General features: G+C 33.8%; 16 protein-coding genes and 5 tRNA genes. 3 read left to right on the top strand and 18 right to left on the bottom strand.

Annotated features, from left to right (window positions below; translation table 11 throughout):
* Positions 1–17: 17 nt before the first annotated feature.
* The 17 genes from rpoC to rpsU all read right to left on the bottom strand — a co-directional run bounded on the left by rpoC (position 18) and on the right by rpsU (position 14,708).
* Positions 18–4,292, bottom strand: a complete 4,275-nt coding sequence (rpoC, locus tag GFV01_RS01195; RefSeq protein WP_160557118.1) for a DNA-directed RNA polymerase subunit beta' — start codon at positions 4,290–4,292, stop codon at positions 18–20.
* Between the two features lie 61 nt (positions 4,293–4,353).
* The gene (rpoB, locus tag GFV01_RS01190) at positions 4,354–8,178 is read right to left on the bottom strand and encodes a DNA-directed RNA polymerase subunit beta (RefSeq protein WP_105298068.1); all 3,825 of its coding nucleotides are present in this window, start codon (positions 8,176–8,178) and stop codon (positions 4,354–4,356) included.
* 91 nt (positions 8,179–8,269) lie between these two features.
* A complete protein-coding gene (gene rplL, locus GFV01_RS01185) occupies positions 8,270–8,647 on the bottom strand; it encodes a 50S ribosomal protein L7/L12 (RefSeq protein WP_105298067.1) in 378 nt (125 codons plus the stop codon).
* Positions 8,648–8,699: 52 nt separating this feature from the next.
* Entirely contained in the window at positions 8,700–9,224 is a 525-nt protein-coding gene (gene rplJ, locus GFV01_RS01180; protein ID WP_105298066.1) for a 50S ribosomal protein L10, read from the bottom strand.
* Positions 9,225–9,243: 19 nt separating this feature from the next.
* Positions 9,244–9,936 carry a 50S ribosomal protein L1 gene (gene rplA / locus GFV01_RS01175; protein ID WP_105298065.1) on the bottom strand — a complete coding sequence of 231 codons (693 nt, stop codon included), beginning with the start codon at positions 9,934–9,936 and terminating at the stop codon, positions 9,244–9,246.
* 11 nt (positions 9,937–9,947) lie between these two features.
* Positions 9,948–10,391 carry a 50S ribosomal protein L11 gene (gene rplK, locus GFV01_RS01170; protein ID WP_105298064.1) on the bottom strand — a complete coding sequence of 148 codons (444 nt, stop codon included), beginning with the start codon at positions 10,389–10,391 and terminating at the stop codon, positions 9,948–9,950.
* Positions 10,392–10,437: 46 nt separating this feature from the next.
* Positions 10,438–10,983, bottom strand: coding sequence for a transcription termination/antitermination protein NusG (gene nusG, locus GFV01_RS01165; RefSeq protein WP_105298063.1), 546 nt, complete (start codon positions 10,981–10,983; stop codon positions 10,438–10,440).
* Between the two features lie 12 nt (positions 10,984–10,995).
* Positions 10,996–11,202, bottom strand: a complete 207-nt coding sequence (gene secE, locus GFV01_RS01160; RefSeq protein ID WP_105298062.1) for a preprotein translocase subunit SecE — start codon at positions 11,200–11,202, stop codon at positions 10,996–10,998.
* Positions 11,203–11,216: 14 nt separating this feature from the next.
* A tRNA-Trp gene (locus GFV01_RS01155) sits at positions 11,217–11,289 on the bottom strand.
* Between the two features lie 51 nt (positions 11,290–11,340).
* A complete protein-coding gene (tuf, locus tag GFV01_RS01150; RefSeq protein WP_105298061.1) occupies positions 11,341–12,528 on the bottom strand; it encodes an elongation factor Tu in 1,188 nt (395 codons plus the stop codon).
* A gap of 176 nt (positions 12,529–12,704) precedes the next feature.
* Positions 12,705–12,776, bottom strand: a tRNA-Thr gene (locus GFV01_RS01145).
* Between the two features lie 13 nt (positions 12,777–12,789).
* A tRNA-Gly gene (locus tag GFV01_RS01140) sits at positions 12,790–12,862 on the bottom strand.
* Between the two features lie 82 nt (positions 12,863–12,944).
* A tRNA-Tyr gene (locus GFV01_RS01135) sits at positions 12,945–13,027 on the bottom strand.
* Between the two features lie 10 nt (positions 13,028–13,037).
* Positions 13,038–13,111, bottom strand: a tRNA-Thr gene (locus GFV01_RS01130).
* 131 nt (positions 13,112–13,242) lie between these two features.
* Positions 13,243–13,533, bottom strand: a complete 291-nt coding sequence (hpf, locus tag GFV01_RS01125) for a ribosome hibernation-promoting factor, HPF/YfiA family (protein ID WP_105298060.1) — start codon at positions 13,531–13,533, stop codon at positions 13,243–13,245.
* The gene (locus GFV01_RS01120) at positions 13,523–14,443 is read right to left on the bottom strand and encodes a tyrosine-type recombinase/integrase (protein WP_160564215.1); all 921 of its coding nucleotides are present in this window, start codon (positions 14,441–14,443) and stop codon (positions 13,523–13,525) included. Before GFV01_RS01120 ends, hpf begins: the two co-directional genes overlap by 11 nt.
* Before the next feature lie 70 nt (positions 14,444–14,513).
* Positions 14,514–14,708: a 30S ribosomal protein S21 gene (gene rpsU, locus GFV01_RS01115; RefSeq protein ID WP_055425292.1), complete on the bottom strand. Its 195-nt coding sequence runs from the start codon at positions 14,706–14,708 to the stop codon at positions 14,514–14,516.
* 218 nt (positions 14,709–14,926) lie between these two features.
* Between rpsU and GFV01_RS01110 the strand changes: the two genes are divergently transcribed.
* The 3 genes from GFV01_RS01110 (at position 14,927) to lpdA (ending at position 18,750) form a co-directional block, all read left to right on the top strand.
* Positions 14,927–16,465: a glycine--tRNA ligase gene (locus GFV01_RS01110; RefSeq protein ID WP_105298058.1), complete on the top strand. Its 1,539-nt coding sequence runs from the start codon at positions 14,927–14,929 to the stop codon at positions 16,463–16,465.
* Between the two features lie 171 nt (positions 16,466–16,636).
* A complete protein-coding gene (locus GFV01_RS01105) occupies positions 16,637–17,191 on the top strand; it encodes a YcxB family protein (protein WP_160564213.1) in 555 nt (184 codons plus the stop codon).
* 155 nt (positions 17,192–17,346) lie between these two features.
* On the top strand, positions 17,347–18,750 hold the full coding sequence (lpdA, locus tag GFV01_RS01100) for a dihydrolipoyl dehydrogenase (protein ID WP_160564212.1): 1,404 nt from the start codon (positions 17,347–17,349) through the stop codon (positions 18,748–18,750).
* Positions 18,751–18,846: 96 nt separating this feature from the next.
* Here lpdA and GFV01_RS01095 read toward each other — a convergent pair whose 3' ends face one another.
* Positions 18,847–19,392: a DUF2335 domain-containing protein gene (locus GFV01_RS01095; RefSeq protein WP_160564210.1), complete on the bottom strand. Its 546-nt coding sequence runs from the start codon at positions 19,390–19,392 to the stop codon at positions 18,847–18,849.
* Positions 19,393–19,418 lie beyond the last annotated feature (26 nt).

The raw sequence follows: 19,418 nt of genomic DNA, 5'->3' as shown, positions 1-19,418 counted from the left end.
TTCGAATTAGTTTTTGGTTAAATTTTTTCGGTTATCATTTCCTCAAATTCCTTATTCGAACCTACAACTACGTGTTGATATTCAGTTAAACCGGTACCGGCAGGGATTCTGTGTCCTACAATTACATTTTCTTTCAATCCGTTTAAGTAATCAACTTTACCGGCAACAGCAGCTTCATTTAAAACTTTAGTTGTTTCTTGGAAAGATGCTGCAGAGATAAATGATTTAGTTTGTAAAGAGGCTCTTGTAATACCTTGTAGTACAGGACTGGCAGTAGCCGGAAGCGCTTCTCTGGCTTCAACCAATTTCTTATCTTCACGTTTCAATTTAGAATTTTCATCACGAAGTTCTCTTGAAGTAATGATTTGTCCGGCTTTTAATTCCAAACTGTCTCCGGGATCAGTAATAACTTTCATTCCGAAAATACGATCATTTTCCTCAATAAAGTCAATCTTATGTTCAAGATTACCTTCTAAGAATTTAGTATCACCGCAATCAACAATTTCTACTTTAGTCATCATTTGACGAACAATAATTTCGAAATGTTTATCATCGATTTTTACCCCTTGTAATCGGTATACTTCTTGAATTTCATTTACCAAATATTCCTGAACGGCAGTAGGCCCTTTGATGTTAAGAATATCGTTAGGAGTTATAGCACCGTCAGATAAGGCATCTCCAGCATGTACGAAGTCATTTTCCTGTACAAGAATCTGATTTGATAATTTAACCAAATATCTCTTAATTTCACCGGTTTTAGACTCAATAACTATTTCTCTATTACCTCTCTTAATTTTACCGTAACTAACTACCCCGTCAATTTCTGAAACAACAGCTGGATTGGAAGGATTTCGTGCTTCAAACAGCTCGGTAACACGTGGTAAACCACCTGTAATATCCCCGGCTTTAGCTGATCTTCTTGGTATCTTTACTAAGATTCTACCTGCCTTAATTTTTTCACCATCATTTACGATAAGGTGTGCACCAACCGGTAAGTTAATTGATTTTAACTCATTCCCTTTTGTATCTAATATTTTTAGGGTAGGAATTAATTTTTTATTTCTAGATTCTGAAATTACTTTTTCTTCAAATCCGGTTTGTTCGTCTATTTCTAGTTGATAAGTGGAACCTTGCTCAATTTGTTCGTATTCGATCTTACCGGCAGTTTCAGAAAGTATAATTGCATTATACGGATCCCATTTACAAATGATATCTCCTTTCTTAACTTCATCACCAGATTCAACTAATAAAGTAGAACCATACGGAATGTTGGTAAGCATTTGAATGTTTCCTTCCGCATTCAATAATTTAAATTCTGTGGAACGAGAAACAACGATTGAAACTTTATTTCCGTTTTCGTCTTCACTTTCAACAGTCCTAATATCATCAAATTCAACTTTTCCGTCTCTTTTAGCAACAATGCTGCTAACTTCTGCAACGTTTCCTGCAGTACCTCCCACGTGGAAGGTTCTTAAGGTAAGCTGTGTACCCGGTTCACCGATAGATTGAGCTGCAATAACTCCAACCGCTTCCCCTTTGTTGATTAATTTATTGGTTGAAAGGTTTACACCATAACATTTAGCACAAATACCTTTTTTAGATTCACAAGTTAAAGGCGAACGAACTTCTACTGATTCAATTCCGGATTGTTGAATTAATTTAGCTATTTCGGAAGTTATCATTTGATCTGCTTCAATTAATAGCTCATCTGTATCAGGATGATATACATCATGAAGAGATACACGTCCTAAAATTCTTTCAGATAATGGTTCAACAATTTCGTCATTTTTCTTCAACGGAGAAATTTCGATACCTCTTAAAGTTCCACAATCTTGTTCATTAATAATAACATCTTGTGCCACATCCACTAAACGACGAGTCAAATAACCTGCGTCAGCGGTTTTTAATGCGGTATCTGCAAGACCCTTACGAGCCCCGTGAGTAGAAATAAAGTACTCAAGGATGGAAAGTCCTTCACGGAAATTAGAGATAATAGGGTTTTCAATAATTTCACCTCCGGAAGATCCCGCTTTTTGAGGTTTTGCCATCAATCCACGCATACCTGCTAACTGACGAATCTGTTCTTTAGATCCCCGTGCACCGGAGTCAAGCATCATATATACAGAGTTGAATCCACCTTTGTCGGTTTTCATTCGTTGCATGATTAAATCTGTTAATCGTGCATTGGTATTAGTCCAAACATCAATTACCTGATTATATCTTTCATTATTGGTAATTAATCCCATATTATAGTTAGCTCTGATCCCATCCACTTGTTCATTCGCTTCCTGAATCATAATTTTCTTTTCTTCAGGAGTTTTAATATCACCTAAGCTAAATGATAATCCACCTTTAAATGCAGTTGCATAACCTAAAGTTTTCATATCATCCAAAAACTTAGCTGTGGTAGGGAAATCGGTTCTTTGTAATATGGTACCGATAATGTTACGTAATGATTTTTTAGTCAATACTTCATTGATGAAACCTACTTTTTTAGGTACGATTTTGTTAAATAACACGCGCCCTACAGTAGTTTCAATCATTTTTTCAACTAATTCTTCACCTTCTACAACTGTTGCTTTTACTTTAATGATAGCATTTAAATCTACTGCTTTCTCATTATAAGCAATGTCTACCTCTTCTGAAGAATAGAAAATAGATCCGTGTCCTTTAACTTTAATTTCGTCCGTAGGTGTTAATGGTTTAGTCATATAATATAATCCTAAAACCATATCTTGTGAAGGTACTTGAATAGGAGATCCGTTAGCCGGATTTAAAATGTTTTGAGAAGCTAACATCAATAATTGAGCTTCCAAAATAGCTTCAGGTCCTAAAGGTAAATGCACTGCCATTTGGTCACCGTCAAAGTCTGCATTAAACGCAGTACAAACTAACGGGTGAAGACGAATAGCTTTTCCTTCAATCATTCTAGGTTGAAATGCTTGAATACCTAAACGGTGAAGAGTAGGGGCACGGTTCAACAATACCGGATGTCCTTTCATTACATTTTCCAGGATATCGTAAACTACCGGCTCTTTTCTTTCAATAATTCTCTTGGCAGATTTTACAGTTTTTACAATTCCTCTTTCAATTAATTTACGAATGATAAAAGGTTTATAAAGCTCTGCAGCCATATCTTTAGGAAGTCCGCACTCATGAAGTTGAAGGGAAGGACCTACAACAATTACCGAACGAGCAGAATAATCCACACGTTTACCTAATAAGTTTTGACGGAAACGTCCTTGTTTTCCTTTTAAGGAATCAGACAGAGATTTTAAAGGTCTGTTAGATTCAGATTTAACCGCAGATGATTTTCTGGTATTATCAAATAAAGAATCAACAGCTTCCTGAAGCATACGCTTCTCATTACGTAAAATTACTTCAGGGGCTTTAATTTCAATTAATCGTTTTAAACGATTGTTTCTGATAATAACCCTACGATATAAATCATTTAAGTCAGAAGTAGCAAAACGCCCTCCATCTAAGGGAACTAACGGACGTAAGTCCGGAGGAATTACAGGTATCACTCTCATGATCATCCATTCTGGTCTGTTAATGCGACCATTGGAATTAGCATCTCTGAAAGATTCAACTACTTGTAATCGTTTTAACGCTTCTGTTCTTCTTTGTTTGGAAGATTCATTATTGGCTTTATGTCTTAATTCATAAGATAAAGCATCTAAATCTGTTCTCTTTAAAAGTTCTTCCAAACATTCTGCTCCCATTTTGGCAACAAATTTATTCGGATCAGAATCATCTAAATATTGATTTTCAATAGGAAGAGTTTCTAATATATCTAAATATTCTTCTTCCGTTAAAAATTCAAGATGTTCTAATTCTTCACCATTTAATTTTTTAGCTATTCCGGCTTGAATTACTACAAAACGTTCGTTGTAGATAATCATATCCAGTTTTTTGGATGGAATACCTAATAAATATCCAATTTTATTGGGTAAAGAACGGAAATACCAGATATGTGCCACAGGCACTACCAAGTTGATATGTCCGATTCTTTCACGTCTAACTTTTTTTTCCGTTACTTCAACTCCACATCGATCACAAACAATTCCTTTGTAACGTATTCTTTTATATTTCCCACAAGCACATTCGTAGTCCTTTACCGGACCGAATATTCTTTCACAAAACAAACCGTCTCGTTCAGGTTTATGAGTCCGATAATTGATTGTTTCAGGTTTTAAAACCTCTCCTCTAGATTGTTGTAATATACTTTCCGGAGAAGCTAATCCGATTATAATTTTACTAAATTTGCTAGTTCTTTGTTTAACTGCCATTATTTTGTAATCAATTAAATTGAAAAAAATTTAAATTTATTAAGAGTTAAGAAAGAAATATTTATTCTTCCAATCTTACATCCAACCCTAAACCTTGTAATTCATGTAAGAATACATTAAATGATTCAGGTATACCCGGTTCCGGCATTGGTTCACCTTTAACAATTGATTCATAGGCTTTAGCTCTACCTATTACATCATCAGATTTAATTGTTATAATTTCTCTTAGAATGTTTGACGCTCCGAAAGCTTCTAAAGCCCAAACCTCCATTTCTCCGAATCTCTGACCTCCAAATTGAGCTTTACCTCCTAATGGTTGCTGAGTAATTAATGAGTATGGTCCGATTGAACGTGCGTGCATTTTGTCATCAACCATATGTCCTAATTTCAACATATAGATAACTCCCACTGTTGCTTTTTGCTCAAAACGTTCTCCGGTTCCTCCATCATATAAATAAGTAGTTCCCCATTGTGGTACTCCTGCTTCTTTTGTAAGTTCATCGATTTGCTCAGAAGTAGCTCCATCGAAGATAGGAGTTGCGAATTTTTTACCTAATTTTTTACCGCACCATCCTAAGATTGTTTCGTAAATCTGTCCAATGTTCATACGGGAAGGTACCCCTAATGGGTTAAGGACAATATCTACCGGTGTTCCGTCTTCTAGGAATGGCATATCTTCATCACGTACTATTCTAGCAACAATACCTTTGTTACCGTGACGACCTGCCATTTTATCTCCAACATTTAGTTTACGTTTTTTAGCAATATAAACTTTTGCCAATTTAACGATACCGGCCGGTAATTCATCTCCAACAGAAATAGTATGTCTTTCTCTATTTAGAGAACCTAGTAAATCGTTATGTTTTATTTTATAGTTGTGAAGCAATTCTTTAATAGAATTGTTTTTGTTATCATCTAAAGTCCAATTTTCTCCAGCTAAATTAAAATAGTCATCAATACTAGATAAAAGCTTTTGAGTGAATTTAACTCCTTTTGGTATTACTTCTTCATTTAAATCATTATAGATTCCTTGAGAAGTTTTACCATTTAGAAGGACATATAATTTCTCTAATAGTTGATTTTTTAAATCATTAAGCTTTACTTTAAATTCAGCTTCTAATTGTTCAATTTTTAATTTTTCGTCTCCTCTTTTACGTTTGTCTTTAATGTTACGTGTAAATAATTTTTTATTAATTACCACACCTTTTAAAGATGGTTCTGCTTTTAGAGAAGCATCTTTTACATCTCCGGCTTTATCCCCGAATATGGCACGAAGTAATTTTTCTTCTGAAGTTGGGTCAGATTCTCCTTTAGGAGTAATTTTTCCTACTAAAATATCTCCGGGTTTAACTTCTGCTCCAATACGGATCATCCCGTTTTCATCAAGGTCTTTAGTAGCTTCTTCACTTACGTTTGGAATATCCGGTGTAAGTTCTTCCATACCTAATTTGGTATCACGAACTTCTAAAGAATATTCGTCTACGTGAATAGAAGTAAACCAGTCTTCGCTAACTGCTCTTTGATTAATAACAATCGCATCCTCAAAGTTATATCCTTTCCAAGGCATGAAAGCTACTAGAAGGTTTCTACCTAAAGCAAGTTCTCCATCTTCGGTAGCATAACCTTCAGTTAAAACTTGACCTTTAGAAACTCTATCACCTGCTTTAACGATTGGTTTAAGCGTTATAGATGTACTTTGATTGGTTTTTCTGAATTTCGTTAATTTATATGTTTTACTTGCAGAATCAAAGCTAACTAATTCTTCTTCTTCGGTTCTGTCGTATTTAATAGTAATAATGTTAGCATCCACATATTCTACTACTCCTTCACCTTCTGCATTAATTAAGATACGTGAATCTTTAGCTACTTGAAATTCTAAACCGGTTCCTACAATTGGGGCTTGAGGTTTTAATAAGGGTACTGCTTGACGCATCATGTTTGAACCCATCAAAGCACGGTTCGCATCATCGTGCTCAAGGAAAGGAATTAATGAAGCGGAAATACCTGTAATTTGATTAGGTGCAACATCCATCAGATCCACCTTATCAGGTTCAACAACAGGATAATCAGCTTCCTCTCTGGCAACGATTCTCTCATCAAGAATTTTACCGTCGCTGTCCATATTGATGTTCGCTTGAGCAATAATTTTTCCTTCTTCCTCTTCCGCAGTTAAATATTGAGGCTCGGATTCTAAATCTACTTTACCGTCAACAACTTTTCTGTATGGGGTTTCCATAAATCCTAAGTCATTGATTCTAGCGTAACAGCCTAAAGAAGATATCAAACCGATGTTCGGGCCTTCCGGAGTTTCGATAGGACAAATTCTACCGTAGTGAGTGTAGTGAACGTCTCGCACTTCAAATCCGGCTCTTTCTCTTGATAAACCACCGGGACCTAATGCAGACATACGTCTTTTATGGGTAACCTCAGATAGTGGATTGGTTTGATCCATGAATTGAGATAACTGATTAGTTCCAAAGAAAGAGTTGATAACTGAAGTTAAGGTTTTAGCATTGATCAAGTCAATAGGAGTGAACACTTCGTTATCACGAACGTTCATTCTCTCTTTAATGGTTCGAGCCATACGAGCTAAACCTACACCAAATTGACCGGCTAATTGTTCACCAACAGTTTTAACACGACGGTTAGATAAGTGATCGATATCATCAACTTCAGCTTTTGAGTTGATTAATTCAATTAAATATTTAACAATTGCGATAATATCGTCTTTTGTTAAAACTTGAATATCTTCTGATATATTTAATCCTAACTTTTTATTAATACGATAACGACCTACTTCACCTAAAGAATATCGAGCATCAGAGAAGAATAATTTATCGATAATTCCTCTAGCCGTTTCTTCATCAGGTGGTTCAGCATTACGTAATTGACGATAGATATATTCTACAGCTTCTTTTTCGGAATTGGTAGAGTCTTTTTGTAATGTGTTGTGAATTATTGAGAATTCATTACTGTTTTCTTTATGAACTAAAATAGTTTTAATTCCGGAATCTATGATTAAATCAAGATGTTCCTTTTCTAAAACAGTTTCACGGTCAAGGATAATTTCATTTCTTTCAATAGAAACCACCTCACCGGTGTCTTCATCAACAAAGTCCTCAAACCAAGTATTTAAAACTCTTGCAGCTAGAGTCCTTCCTAACATCTTTTTAAGGTTGGATTTATTTACTTTTACTTCTTCTGCAAGATCAAATATTTCTAATATATCTTTATCACTTTGATAACCGATTGCACGAAGCAAGGTTGTCATCGGAAGTTTTTTCTTTCTGTCAATGTAAGCATACATCACACCATTTATATCGGTAGCAAATTCCATCCAAGATCCTTTAAATGGAATAATTCTGGAAGAATATAATTTAGCACCGTTGGCATGATAAGATTGTCCAAAAAATACACCAGGTGAACGATGTAATTGGGATACCATAACTCTTTCAGCACCGTTTATAATAAACGAACCGCTTGGTGTCATATAAGGAATAGGCCCTAAATATACATCTTGAACTACAGTTTCAAAATCTTCATGTTCGGGGTCGGTACAATATAATTTAAGACGTGCTTTAAGTGGTACACTATAAGTTAATCCTCTTTCAATGCATTCTTCAATAGAGTATTTTGGAGGATCAACAAAATAATCTAAAAATTCTAAAACGAACTGATTCCTAGTATCGGAAATAGGAAAATTTTCAGTAAACGTTTTAAAAAGTCCTTCGTTTTTTCTTTGATCAGGACGGGTTTCTAATTGAAAAAAATCCTGAAATGATTTAACCTGTATATCCAGGAAATCAGGAAATTCAATTTGTCCTTTAGAGTGAGAGAAACTAAATCTCTTAGGGTTTTGAGTTTTTGACGCCAATGATTTACTCATATGATATATTAAAATCTTTAAAACACAAATAGGCTTAGACCTTACCAATGTTAAATTGGAGGCCTAAACCTTTATTTTTAGGTAGAATGAATTATTTCAATTCAACTTCAGCTCCAGCTTCTTCAAGCTGTTTTTTAAGACTTTCTGCTTCGTCTTTAGCTACTCCTTCTTTAATTGGAGTAGGAGCTCCATCTACAGCATCTTTAGCTTCTTTTAGACCTTTACCTGTAAGATCTTTAACTAATTTAACAACAGCTAATTTGTTAGCTCCTGCAGCTTTAAGAATAACATCGAATTCTGTTTTTTCTTCAGCAGCACCGGCATCAGCACCAGCAACAGGTGCAGCCATAGCTACAGCAGCAGCAGCAGGTTCAATACCGTATTCTTCTTTTAATATTTCAGCTAATTCATTAACTTCTTTTACTGTTAAATTTACTAGAGTTTCAGCTAATTGTTTTAAATCTGCCATTTTTAATTTTGTTTTAATTTTTGTTTAACAACTATTTATTATGAGTGTGAAATTATTCTTCTTTTTCAGATAAGGTTTTAACCAAACCGGCAATGGTATTCCCACCGGATTTAAGGGCAGAAACAACATTTTTAATTGGAGATTGAAGTAATCCAATAATTTCTCCAATAAGCTCTTCTCTGGATTTAAGATTTGCCAATGTTTCTAATTGAGCATCTCCTACAAATACTGCAGAATCAATCCAAGCAGCTTTTAATAATGGTTTTTCGGTTTTCTTTCTGAAATTTTGTATTAATTTAGCCGGAGCATTTCCTTTTTCTGAAATGAAAATAGTAGAGTTTCCTTTTAGACTTTCAAAAACACCTGAAAAATCTTTATCTTCTACATTTTCCATTGCTTTTCTAAGAAGGGTGTTTTTAACAACTTTCATTGAAATTTCACCTTTGAAACAAGCTCTTCTTAGTTCTGAAGTTTGTTGTGCATTTAATCCATCAGTATCAGCTATATATAATACATTTGTACTTTCAAGTACTTCCTGTAATTCTTTAATTACCTCTGTTTTTTCTTGTTTTGTCATGTTTTGGTAAAATTAAAAATTAGTTAATACCTTTAGGATCAATAGCAATACCCGGACTCATAGTAGAGGATAGGTATATACTTTTCACATAAACTCCTTTTGCTGCCTGAGGTTTTAATTTTATTAAAGTAGAAATAATTTCTTGTGCATTCTCTTGAATGTTTTTTGCATCGAAAGATACTTTACCTATTGCAGCATGTACAATTCCGTATTTATCTACTTTAAAATCTATTTTACCTGCTTTCACTTCTGAAATTGCTTTTCCTATTTCAGTGGTAACTGTTCCGGTTTTAGGATTGGGCATTAATCCACGAGGACCTAAAACTCTTCCTAAAGGACCTAATTTACCCATTACTTGAGGTTGAGTAACAATTACATCAACATCTGTCCATCCATCTTTTATTTTTTGTAGATAATCATCCAAACCTACATAATCAGCACCTGCGTTTTTAGCTTCTTCTTCCTTATCGGGAGTAACTAAAGCTAAAACACGAGTTTCTTTACCTGTACCATGAGGTAAAGATACAACTCCACGCACCATTTGATTAGCCTTACGTGGATCTACTCCTAAACGTACAGCTATATCAACGGATGCATCAAATTTAGTGTAATTAACTTCTTTAACTAAATTGGAAGCTTCCTCTAATGTATAAAGTTTTGATTTATCTACTTTAGCAACTACTGCTTTTTGTTTTTTCGTTAAAACTGCCATGATTCCTACAATTAATTATTAAAGGGATTTTGCCCAGTTACTCTAATACCCATAGATCTTGCTGTACCTGCAACCATGCTAACTGCTGATTCTATAGTAAAGCAATTTAAATCTACCATTTTATCTTCAGCAATTTGTTGTACTTGGCTCCAAGTAACGGATGCTACCTTATCTCTGTTTGGTTCGCCGGAACCTTTTTTAGCTTTAGAAGCTGCTAAAAGTTGAACGGTTACAGGAGGAGTTTTAACTACAAAGTCAAAAGATTTATCCTCATATACAGTAATGATAACCGGTAATACTTGTCCTTGCTTTTCTTGTGTTCGGGCATTAAATTGTTTACAAAACTCCATAATGTTAACCCCGGCAGCACCTAATGCAGGTCCTACTGGTGGTGAAGGATTTGCTTGACCTCCTTTCACCTGGAGTTTTACCATTTTAAAAATTTTTTTTGCCATTTTAATTTTTACTTAAAAATGTTTTATTTATATCTGTGGAAGCAGCCTATATTTTTTCTACTTGAGAGAAACTTAATTCAATGGGGGTTTTTCTTCCGAAAATCAACACCATCACATCTAATTTTCTTTTCTCTTCATTTATTTTTTCGATGGTTCCATTAAAACCATTAAATGGTCCATCAATAACTTTCACGGTTTCACCAAATACAAAAGGAATGTTTACGGTATCTTCAGATTCTGATAATTCATCCATTTTACCGAACATTCTACTCACTTCGCTTCGTCTCATTGGAAGTGGATCTCCTCCTTTAGTAGCACTTAAAAAACTAATTACGCCAGGTATATTCTTTATGGTATGTGGTAATTCACCAATTAAATTAGCTTCAACCATAACATAACCGGGATAATAAACTTTTTCTTTACGAATTTTTTTCCCATTTCTAATTTGTACTACTTTTTCCATAGGTACCACTACTTGGCCAAGATTTTTTTTAAGATGTTCGTATCTTAAAACTTCATTTTCAATATACATTTTCACCTTAGATTCTTGCCCACTGATCGTTTTCAGTACATACCATTTCATTTCATCCATCGCTTCCTAATATTAAGATTTTAATCCTATTAATATAGAATAAATATTCTGAAGCGCTTTAGCAAAAATCCAATCTACACCAAAGCAGAACATAGCCAAAATGATCGATGTAATCGCTACAACAGTTGTTGAGGATTGCAGATCGGACCATTTAGGCCACTCGACGTGATCTTTAAATTCTTCTATTGCGCCCTTTAAATACTTAATGAGTCCGTTCATTTATTATTATTTTGCGCGGGCGGAAAGATTCGAACTCACGACCTTTGGTTTTGGAGACCACTGCTCTACCAGCTGAGCTACACCCGCTTAAAAAAGAAAGAACTTTAAGTTCTTTCTTTTGTTATGATTTTATTTAAATTAATCTAAAATCTCAGTTACCTGACCTGCACCAACAGTTCTACCACCTTCACGGATAGCGAATCTTAAACCGTTGTTAAGTGCGATTGGTTGGTGTAATTCAACTGTAATAGTTAAGTTATCACCAGGCATTACCATTTCAGTTCCTTCCGGTAAAGTAATTGTACCGGTTACGTCAGTAGTTCTAACGTAGAATTGAGGACGGTAGTTATTGTGGAATGGAGTGTGACGTCCACCTTCTTCTTTAGTTAAGATATAAACCTCTGCTTTGAATTTTTTGTGAGGAGTGATAGACCCCGGTTTAGCGATAACCATACCACGACGAATATCAGTTTTTTCAATACCTCTTAATAATAATCCAACATTATCTCCGGCTTCACCTCTATCTAATATTTTTCTAAACATTTCAACTCCGGTTACAGTAGATGTTAATTTTTCATCTCCCATACCAACGATATCTACAGCTTCACCTGAGTTAATAACTCCGGCTTCAATACGTCCTGTAGCTACAGTTCCACGACCTGTAATAGAGAAAACGTCTTCGATTGGCATTAAGAATGGTTTATCTTGATCACGAACCGGTAAATCAATCCAGTTATCAACTGCTGCCATTAATTCATCAACAGTAGCAACCCATTTTGGATCTCCGTTAAGTGCACCTAAAGCAGAACCTTGGATAACAGGAGTGTTATCTCCGTCATAATCGTAAGAAGATAATAATTCTCTTACTTCCATTTCAACTAAGTCTAATAATTCAGGATCGTCAACCATATCCACTTTGTTCATGAATACAACGATTTTAGGTACGTTAACCTGACGACATAACAAGATGTGCTCTCTTGTTTGAGGCATAGGTCCATCTGTTGCAGCAACTACTAGAATAGCTCCGTCCATTTGAGCAGCACCGGTAACCATGTTTTTTACATAGTCAGCATGCCCCGGACAGTCAACGTGTGCATAGTGACGGTTTTCTGTTTGATATTCTACGTGTGCAGTATTGATTGTGATCCCTCTTTCTTTTTCCTCAGGAGCTGCATCAATTTGAGAGAAATCTCTTTTTTCTGCTAACCCTTTTTCTGCTAAAACTTTTGTGATAGCAGCTGTTAAAGTCGTTTTTCCGTGGTCTACGTGACCGATTGTACCTATATTAAGATGTGGTTTGGTACGCTGAAAAGTTTCTTTTGCCATGATAAATATGTTTGTTTATATTTCCAAAAATGAGTGCAAATATACTCAATTTTTTTTAAATAACAATAGCTTATAAAAAATAAATACTTTTTTATAAACAACTGTTTTGTAAATATGTCTTTAAGAAAGTTTAGGCTTATTAATAAAATTTGTGATTGTATGTTTGGATAATTGAGAGCCAATGACGGGAATTGAACCCGTGACCTCGTCCTTACCAAGGAAGCGCTCTACCCCTGAGCTACATCGGCTGTTAAAAAATTGAGCGGAAGACGAGGGTCGAACTCGCGACATTCAGCTTGGAAGGCTGACGCTCTACCAACTGAGCTACTTCCGCTTATTTTTTGATTACCTTTGTAATTCGGTTGCAAAGGTAGAAATTTTTTTTGAATTACAAAATTTTTTTTTAATTTTTTTTGTGGGGAGAGGAGGATTCGAACCTCCGAAGGTAAAAACCAACAGATTTACAGTCTGTCCTCGTTGGCCGCTTGAGTATCTCCCCTTCAAAAACGAGCCGGTAGAGGGATTCGAACCCACGACCCCGAGATTACAAATCACGTGCTCTGGCCAACTGAGCTATACCGGCGTTAAATTTTTTATTTCAAAGAAAATATTTCGTTATTTTTCTAAGATCATTATCTTCGTCTAACGGATTGCAAAGGTAGATAAATTTTTAATATTTCCAAATTTTTATGAAAAAAAAATATGATTTTTTACCTACATTTTTTCTTTCCTTTTGAGTATCATCTTTTTAGCGGCTTCACAGGCTAAGTCAATACTTTCTTCAAATGTAGGGGACGTTTTTTTAGCTACTAATTCATCACCGGGAACTTCTAAAACGATTTCCGTAGTCTTATTTTCTTTATTTCCAACGTTTTCCAATTTTAGGAATATATTAGCATTGATAATTTTATCGTAATATTGATCTAATTTTAATACTTTTTTATTTAAAAATGCCAATAGGGTGTCTTGTGCATTAAAATTTACTGCTTGTACGTTAATTTTCATCTTTTTTATTTTTAAGCCCAAAAGGATGGGACCGGTTGAATACTTTTTTTAAATCTTCTATAGTATTATGAGTATAAACCTGTGTAGCTGCTAAACTACTATGACCCAGTAATTCTTTTATGGAATTGATTTCGGCTCCGTTGTGTAAGAGATGACTTGCAAAGGTATGACGAAGCATATGCGGACTTTTTTTATCCTTAGTAGTTACCATGCTAACATATCTATGAATCAGGTTATATACATACTTTTCACTTAAAATTTTACCGTTTTTATAGGTAAATAAATATTCATAAGGTATACCAAAATTGATTTTATAGGCTAGAAATGCATTTATTTGCTCTGATAATTTTTGAGTTATAGGAATTAATCTTTCTTTATTTCTTTTTCCTGTAACTCTAATCGTGTGATTCTTTAAATCGATTGTTGAAGTTTTAAGTTGCAGGAGTTCCATTCTTCTGATACCTGTTTGATAAAATATCTCAAAAATGAGATGGTTTCTAAGAGTTTCAAAGGAATCCGAGTTATCTTTTCCTGCCTCACAAGAATTTATATAAGTTTCGATGGAATAAATTTCATCTTCAGTGTAAGGGAGTAGAACTTTTTTCTTTTGTTTAAGATTTTTTAAGTGTATGGTTGGATTTATATCCAAATAACCAATTTTAAGCAAAAATTTAAAAAAGCTTCTTATAGAAGAAATTTTTCTATTGATGGATTTTTCCGATAAATTTTTATTGGATAGATAAATAATGAAATTCCTTAGTTGTTTGGCAGTAGCATGTTCTGCATCAGAAATGCTTTCAGATTCTAAAAGAAAGCTTTGAAGATCCAGCAAATCTCTTTCATAACTTTGTATGGTAAGAGGAGAATAATGTTTCTCTAAGGTAAGGTATTCAAGAAATTTTTGTAACATATAAAAAGCCTACTTTTCAAAATTAAAAATAATTTCGAAAAATAGGCTAATATTTTATAGAAAAAGTTTCTTATGCTTCTTCTTGACTTTGCAATCTTTGTTTGTAAGCTGCTCTAATTACTTGTTGTCTTTTAGTGACAGAAGGTTTAATAAATTGTTGTCTTTTTCTTAATTCTTTAACAACACCGGTTTTATCGTATTTTCTTTTATATTTTTTTAGAGCTTTATCAATAGACTCTCCATCTTTTACTGGAATAATTAACATAATAACATCTCTTTTTTGTTCTTCATTTATTTTCGAAGTGCAAATATATGAAGATAATTTGCAAACACAAATTTATTTTTAATATCAACGAAAGATTCGGTTGAATTATTGGATATATTTTGTTTTCCCTAATAGAGGTATATAACAGTTATAGGGTAATATCTCATTTTTTATAGTAAATTTGAACGTTGAATATAAATATCTAACCAAGTATATATATGAAATCTCAAGAAGATGTTTTAAAAAAGGTAGTTGCCCATGCCAAGGAATATGGGTTTGTTTTTCCTTCCAGTGAAGTTTATGACGGATTATCAGCCATTTACGATTACGGTCAAAATGGTGTTGAATTAAAAAACAATATTAAACAGTATTGGTGGAAAGCAATGGTGCAGTTGAATGAAAATATTTTGGGATTGGATTCTGCTATATTTATGCATCCTACTATTTGGAAGGCTTCCGGTCATGTTGATGCGTTTAATGATCCGTTAATTGACAATAAAGACAGTAAAAAGAGATTTCGTGCGGATGTTTTAGTGGAAGATTTTGCGGAGAAATTTGAAGATAAAGCCAAAAAAGAAATTGAAAAGGCAAGAAAACGATTCGGAGAAGCTTTTGATTTGGAACAGTTTGAGACTACCAATCCTAAAGTTTTAGAATATAGAAAGCAAAAAGCAGATATCTTACAAAGATTAGCTAAATCTTTGGAAACTAATTTAGCAGATACTAAAGCTTTAATCGAAGAACTGGAAATTGGTGATCCCGAAACAGGTTCTAAAAATTGGACAGAAGTTCGTCAGTTTAATTTAATGTTTGGGACAAAATTAGGCTCTACTGCTGATTCTGCTACCGATTTATATTTAAGACCTGAAACGGCACAAGGAATTTTTGTAAATTACCTAAATGTTCAAAAGACAGGAAGAAAAAAATTACCTTTTGGAATTGCACAAATTGGTAAAGCGTTTAGAAATGAAATTGTGGCAAGACAATTCATTTTTAGGATGAGAGAGTTTGAACAGATGGAAATGCAATTTTTTGTTCCTCCGGGCACAGAACTGTCTTATTTTAAAGAATGGAAAGAAAAACGTTTAAATTGGCATTTAGCTTTAGGATTGGGTAAAGATAATTATAGATTTCACGATCATGAAAAGTTAGCCCATTATGCAAACGCTGCCACCGATATTGAATTTAATTTTCCATTCGGATTTAAAGAATTGGAAGGTATCCATTCCAGAACCGATTTTGATTTATCGGCACATGAAAAATATTCCGGTAAAAAACTTCAATATTTCGATCCGGAACAAAATAAAAGTTATGTTCCTTATGTAGTGGAAACATCTATTGGATTAGACCGAATGTTTTTAGCTCTTTTATCTAAATGTTTAAAAGACGAAACATTGGAAGATGGCTCATCAAGAGTTGTTTTAAGTTTGCCTCCTGCTTTAGCGCCTAATAAAGTTGCTATATTTCCATTACTTAAAAAAGATGGATTGCCGGAATATGCAGAAAAGATTTTCAATGATTTGAAATTTGATTATAATGTAATGTATGAAGATAAAGATGCCATTGGTAAACGATATAGAAGACAAGATGCTATCGGTACTCCTTACTGTATTACCGTAGACCATGACACGCTTTCCGATCATACGGTTACTATAAGAAACAGAGATACTATGAAACAGGAAAGAGTTTCAGTAGATTCCTTACGCACTATTTTAGGAGAGAATGTTGAATTAAAATCTCTTTTAAAGAAAATATAACCAAAATATGCTTCCGTTACTAACGGAGCATATACTTATTCCTATCTTTACTAGTTACAATTATAAATTAATTTTATAATATAGGGAGATAGGAATATTTATTTATACGTATCTCATTCTTACTTATTAAATCACTAACATAAATTCGACGGATTTCATACATTTACAATTATGAAAGATTATACATATACTTATAAAATTTCAGCAGATGATTATCTTACTCATCAGCTTTTTAGTGCTTCGATGAATGAAATAGTAAAACAACAAAGGAAAAAAGGGCTACTTTTATGGACTTCTGCCTTTTTTGTACTTGCTGTAATTTTTGTTTTTTTAAAAAACTATGCATTAGCCGCTTATTTTGGAGTATTTGGAATTGGTTTTATATTTATTTATCCGATTTATTCTCGTTGGATATATAAAAGATTTTATAAACGTTTTGTTTATCGAAATTTTAATAAAACGCAATTAGAAACCATTGGACTTACTTTTTCAACGGATGATGTAATCCTTTCCAACGGTGAAAATGAAGGAAAAATTCCTATTTCCAATATAGAACTAATCTATGAAATTCCCTCGCATTTTTTTATAAAATTAGACAGAGGAAGAAATATTATTATTCCTAAATCTCAAATTGAAGCTATAGACTCACTTACTAAAACTCTTACTGATTTAGCAGAATTAAAATCGATCCCGTATAAAAGAATGTTGGATTGGAAATGGAAATAATTTCGATTAAGACCTTTTACTGTTTAACTATGGTTAATACGTTATGTAAAGGTATAGACTAAGTAATTTTAAATTTATAAAATTATTTAGGTGAGATGTATAAATTGAATGTATATTTTTTATCTTTGAATTCCAACCTAGTAGAAAAATAAATCATGAGTAATTTCGATATAGTAATCATTGGATCGGGGCCCGGGGGGTATGTATCAGCCATTCGTTGTGCACAATTAGGATTTAAAACCGCATTGGTAGAAAAATATTCCCATTTAGGAGGCACCTGTTTACATGTGGGATGTATTCCTTCCAAATCCTTGTTAGATGCTTCCGAGCTTTATGATAAAGCTTTACACCAATTTAAAGACTTCGGAATTGAAATTACTAAGCCAACGATTGATTTTAGCAGAATGATTCAACGGAAAAATGAAGTCGTTGAACAAACAAGTAAGGGAATCGATTATTTAATGGATAAAAATAAGATTACGGTTTTTCATGGTATGGGTACTTTTAAGTCTTCCAATCAATTGGAAGTTAAAGATGAGAAAGGAAATATAAAAAACCTGGAAGCTCGATATTTCATTATAGCCACCGGTTCTAAACCTGCAAACCTTCCGTTTGCTCCCGCAGATAAAGAACGTTTGATCACTTCAACAGAGGCATTAAATCTAAAAGAAATTCCTAAGCATTTATTGGTTATCGGGGGAGGAGTTATCGGATTAGAACTAGGATCTGTATACAAAAGGTTGGGAGCAGAAGTGACCGTCATAGAATTTTTAGACCGCTTAATTCCTACTATGGATGGCGGTTTATCTAAGGAATTACTGAAAGTGTTAAAAAAACAAGGAATGAAATTTTCTTTATCCACTCAAGTTACCAAGATAGAACGTAAGGGAGATAAAATATTTGTTCAAGCTGTGGAAAAGAACGGCAAGGAAATCAGGTTTGAGGGTGATTATTGTTTAGTCGCTGTCGGAAGGAAACCCTATACTGAAAATCTTGGATTGGAAAAGGCAGGTATTGAATTGGATGATCAAGGAAGAATAAAAGTAAATGAACATTTGCAAACGAATATTCCAAATATATATGCTATAGGAGATGTGGTTCGTGGACCTATGTTGGCACACAAGGCGGAAGAAGAAGGAGTTTTAGTTGCCGAACAGTTAGCAGGACAAAAACCTCATATAGATTATAATCTTATACCTGCTGTGGTATATACCTGGCCGGAAGTTGCGGGAGTAGGAAAAACAGAAGAAGAATTATTAGAGGAGGGGCGTAGTTACAAAATAGGACAATTTCCCATTCGTGCTTTAGGAAGGGCTCGAGCCAGTGGCGATACGGACGGATTTGTAAAAATATTGGCTGATGAGGCAACCGATGAAGTATTGGGAATTCATATGATAGCCGCTCGTGCTGCCGATTTAATTGCGGATGCCGTGACTTTATTAGAATATCGAGCATCTGCTGAAGATATAGCTAGAATGAGCCATGCACATCCTACGTATGCTGAAGCCATAAAAGAGGCTGCCTTAGAAGCTACCGAAAAAAGAGCAATTCATAAATAATTAAAAATGAATGATAAAATTAAATTAATGATTATACGTTATTTATAAAAAATTTAGAACTAAAATAATTAGTTCTAAATGAAATTGAAAATATAATTAATTATTATTATTATTATTATTATTATTTTGATATTTTTTACCTAATACAAACACGGTCGCCAAACTTACGACCGTTCCTCCTCCGATTATTCCGCCAACCCAAGGAGAACCGTATATTCCTGAAATTATTCCTCCTACAATACCCAAAATACTGATTATAAATCCAAAAATTTGACCTAAGACATTTTGTCTATATTGAGAGTTAATTTCTCTTTCTTCGATTTTCATTCTATGTTGTGATTGATTTTCAGCCATTTTCATAATTCTATCTGCGCCATTGGGTATTATAGAATTATATTTATCTAAAGATTCTGGAGATGGGATAGGACCTGAATGTAATTTCTGTTCAGTAAAAGATATCGAAGATGAATTTCCTATGAATCCAAAAAAACTATTTTTATCCTCATCTGGAATAATTTTATAAATTTTTGGGAAATTTTCTTTAATACTTCTTTCTATGTTTGATAGATTTGGTTCATGACCTGAACTTTCGTCATTATCAGATTCGTTGAAAGCATTATTATTAACTTCTGTCTCATTCATAAGTAATCGTTCATAGTAAGGATAAA

Source organism: Apibacter sp. B2912 (assembly GCF_009827835.1).
In the GTDB taxonomy this organism is placed as follows: Bacteria; Bacteroidota; Bacteroidia; order Flavobacteriales; family Weeksellaceae; genus Apibacter.
Note: the sequence above shows the minus strand (reverse complement) of the source record. Positions and strands in the feature narration are given on the sequence as shown.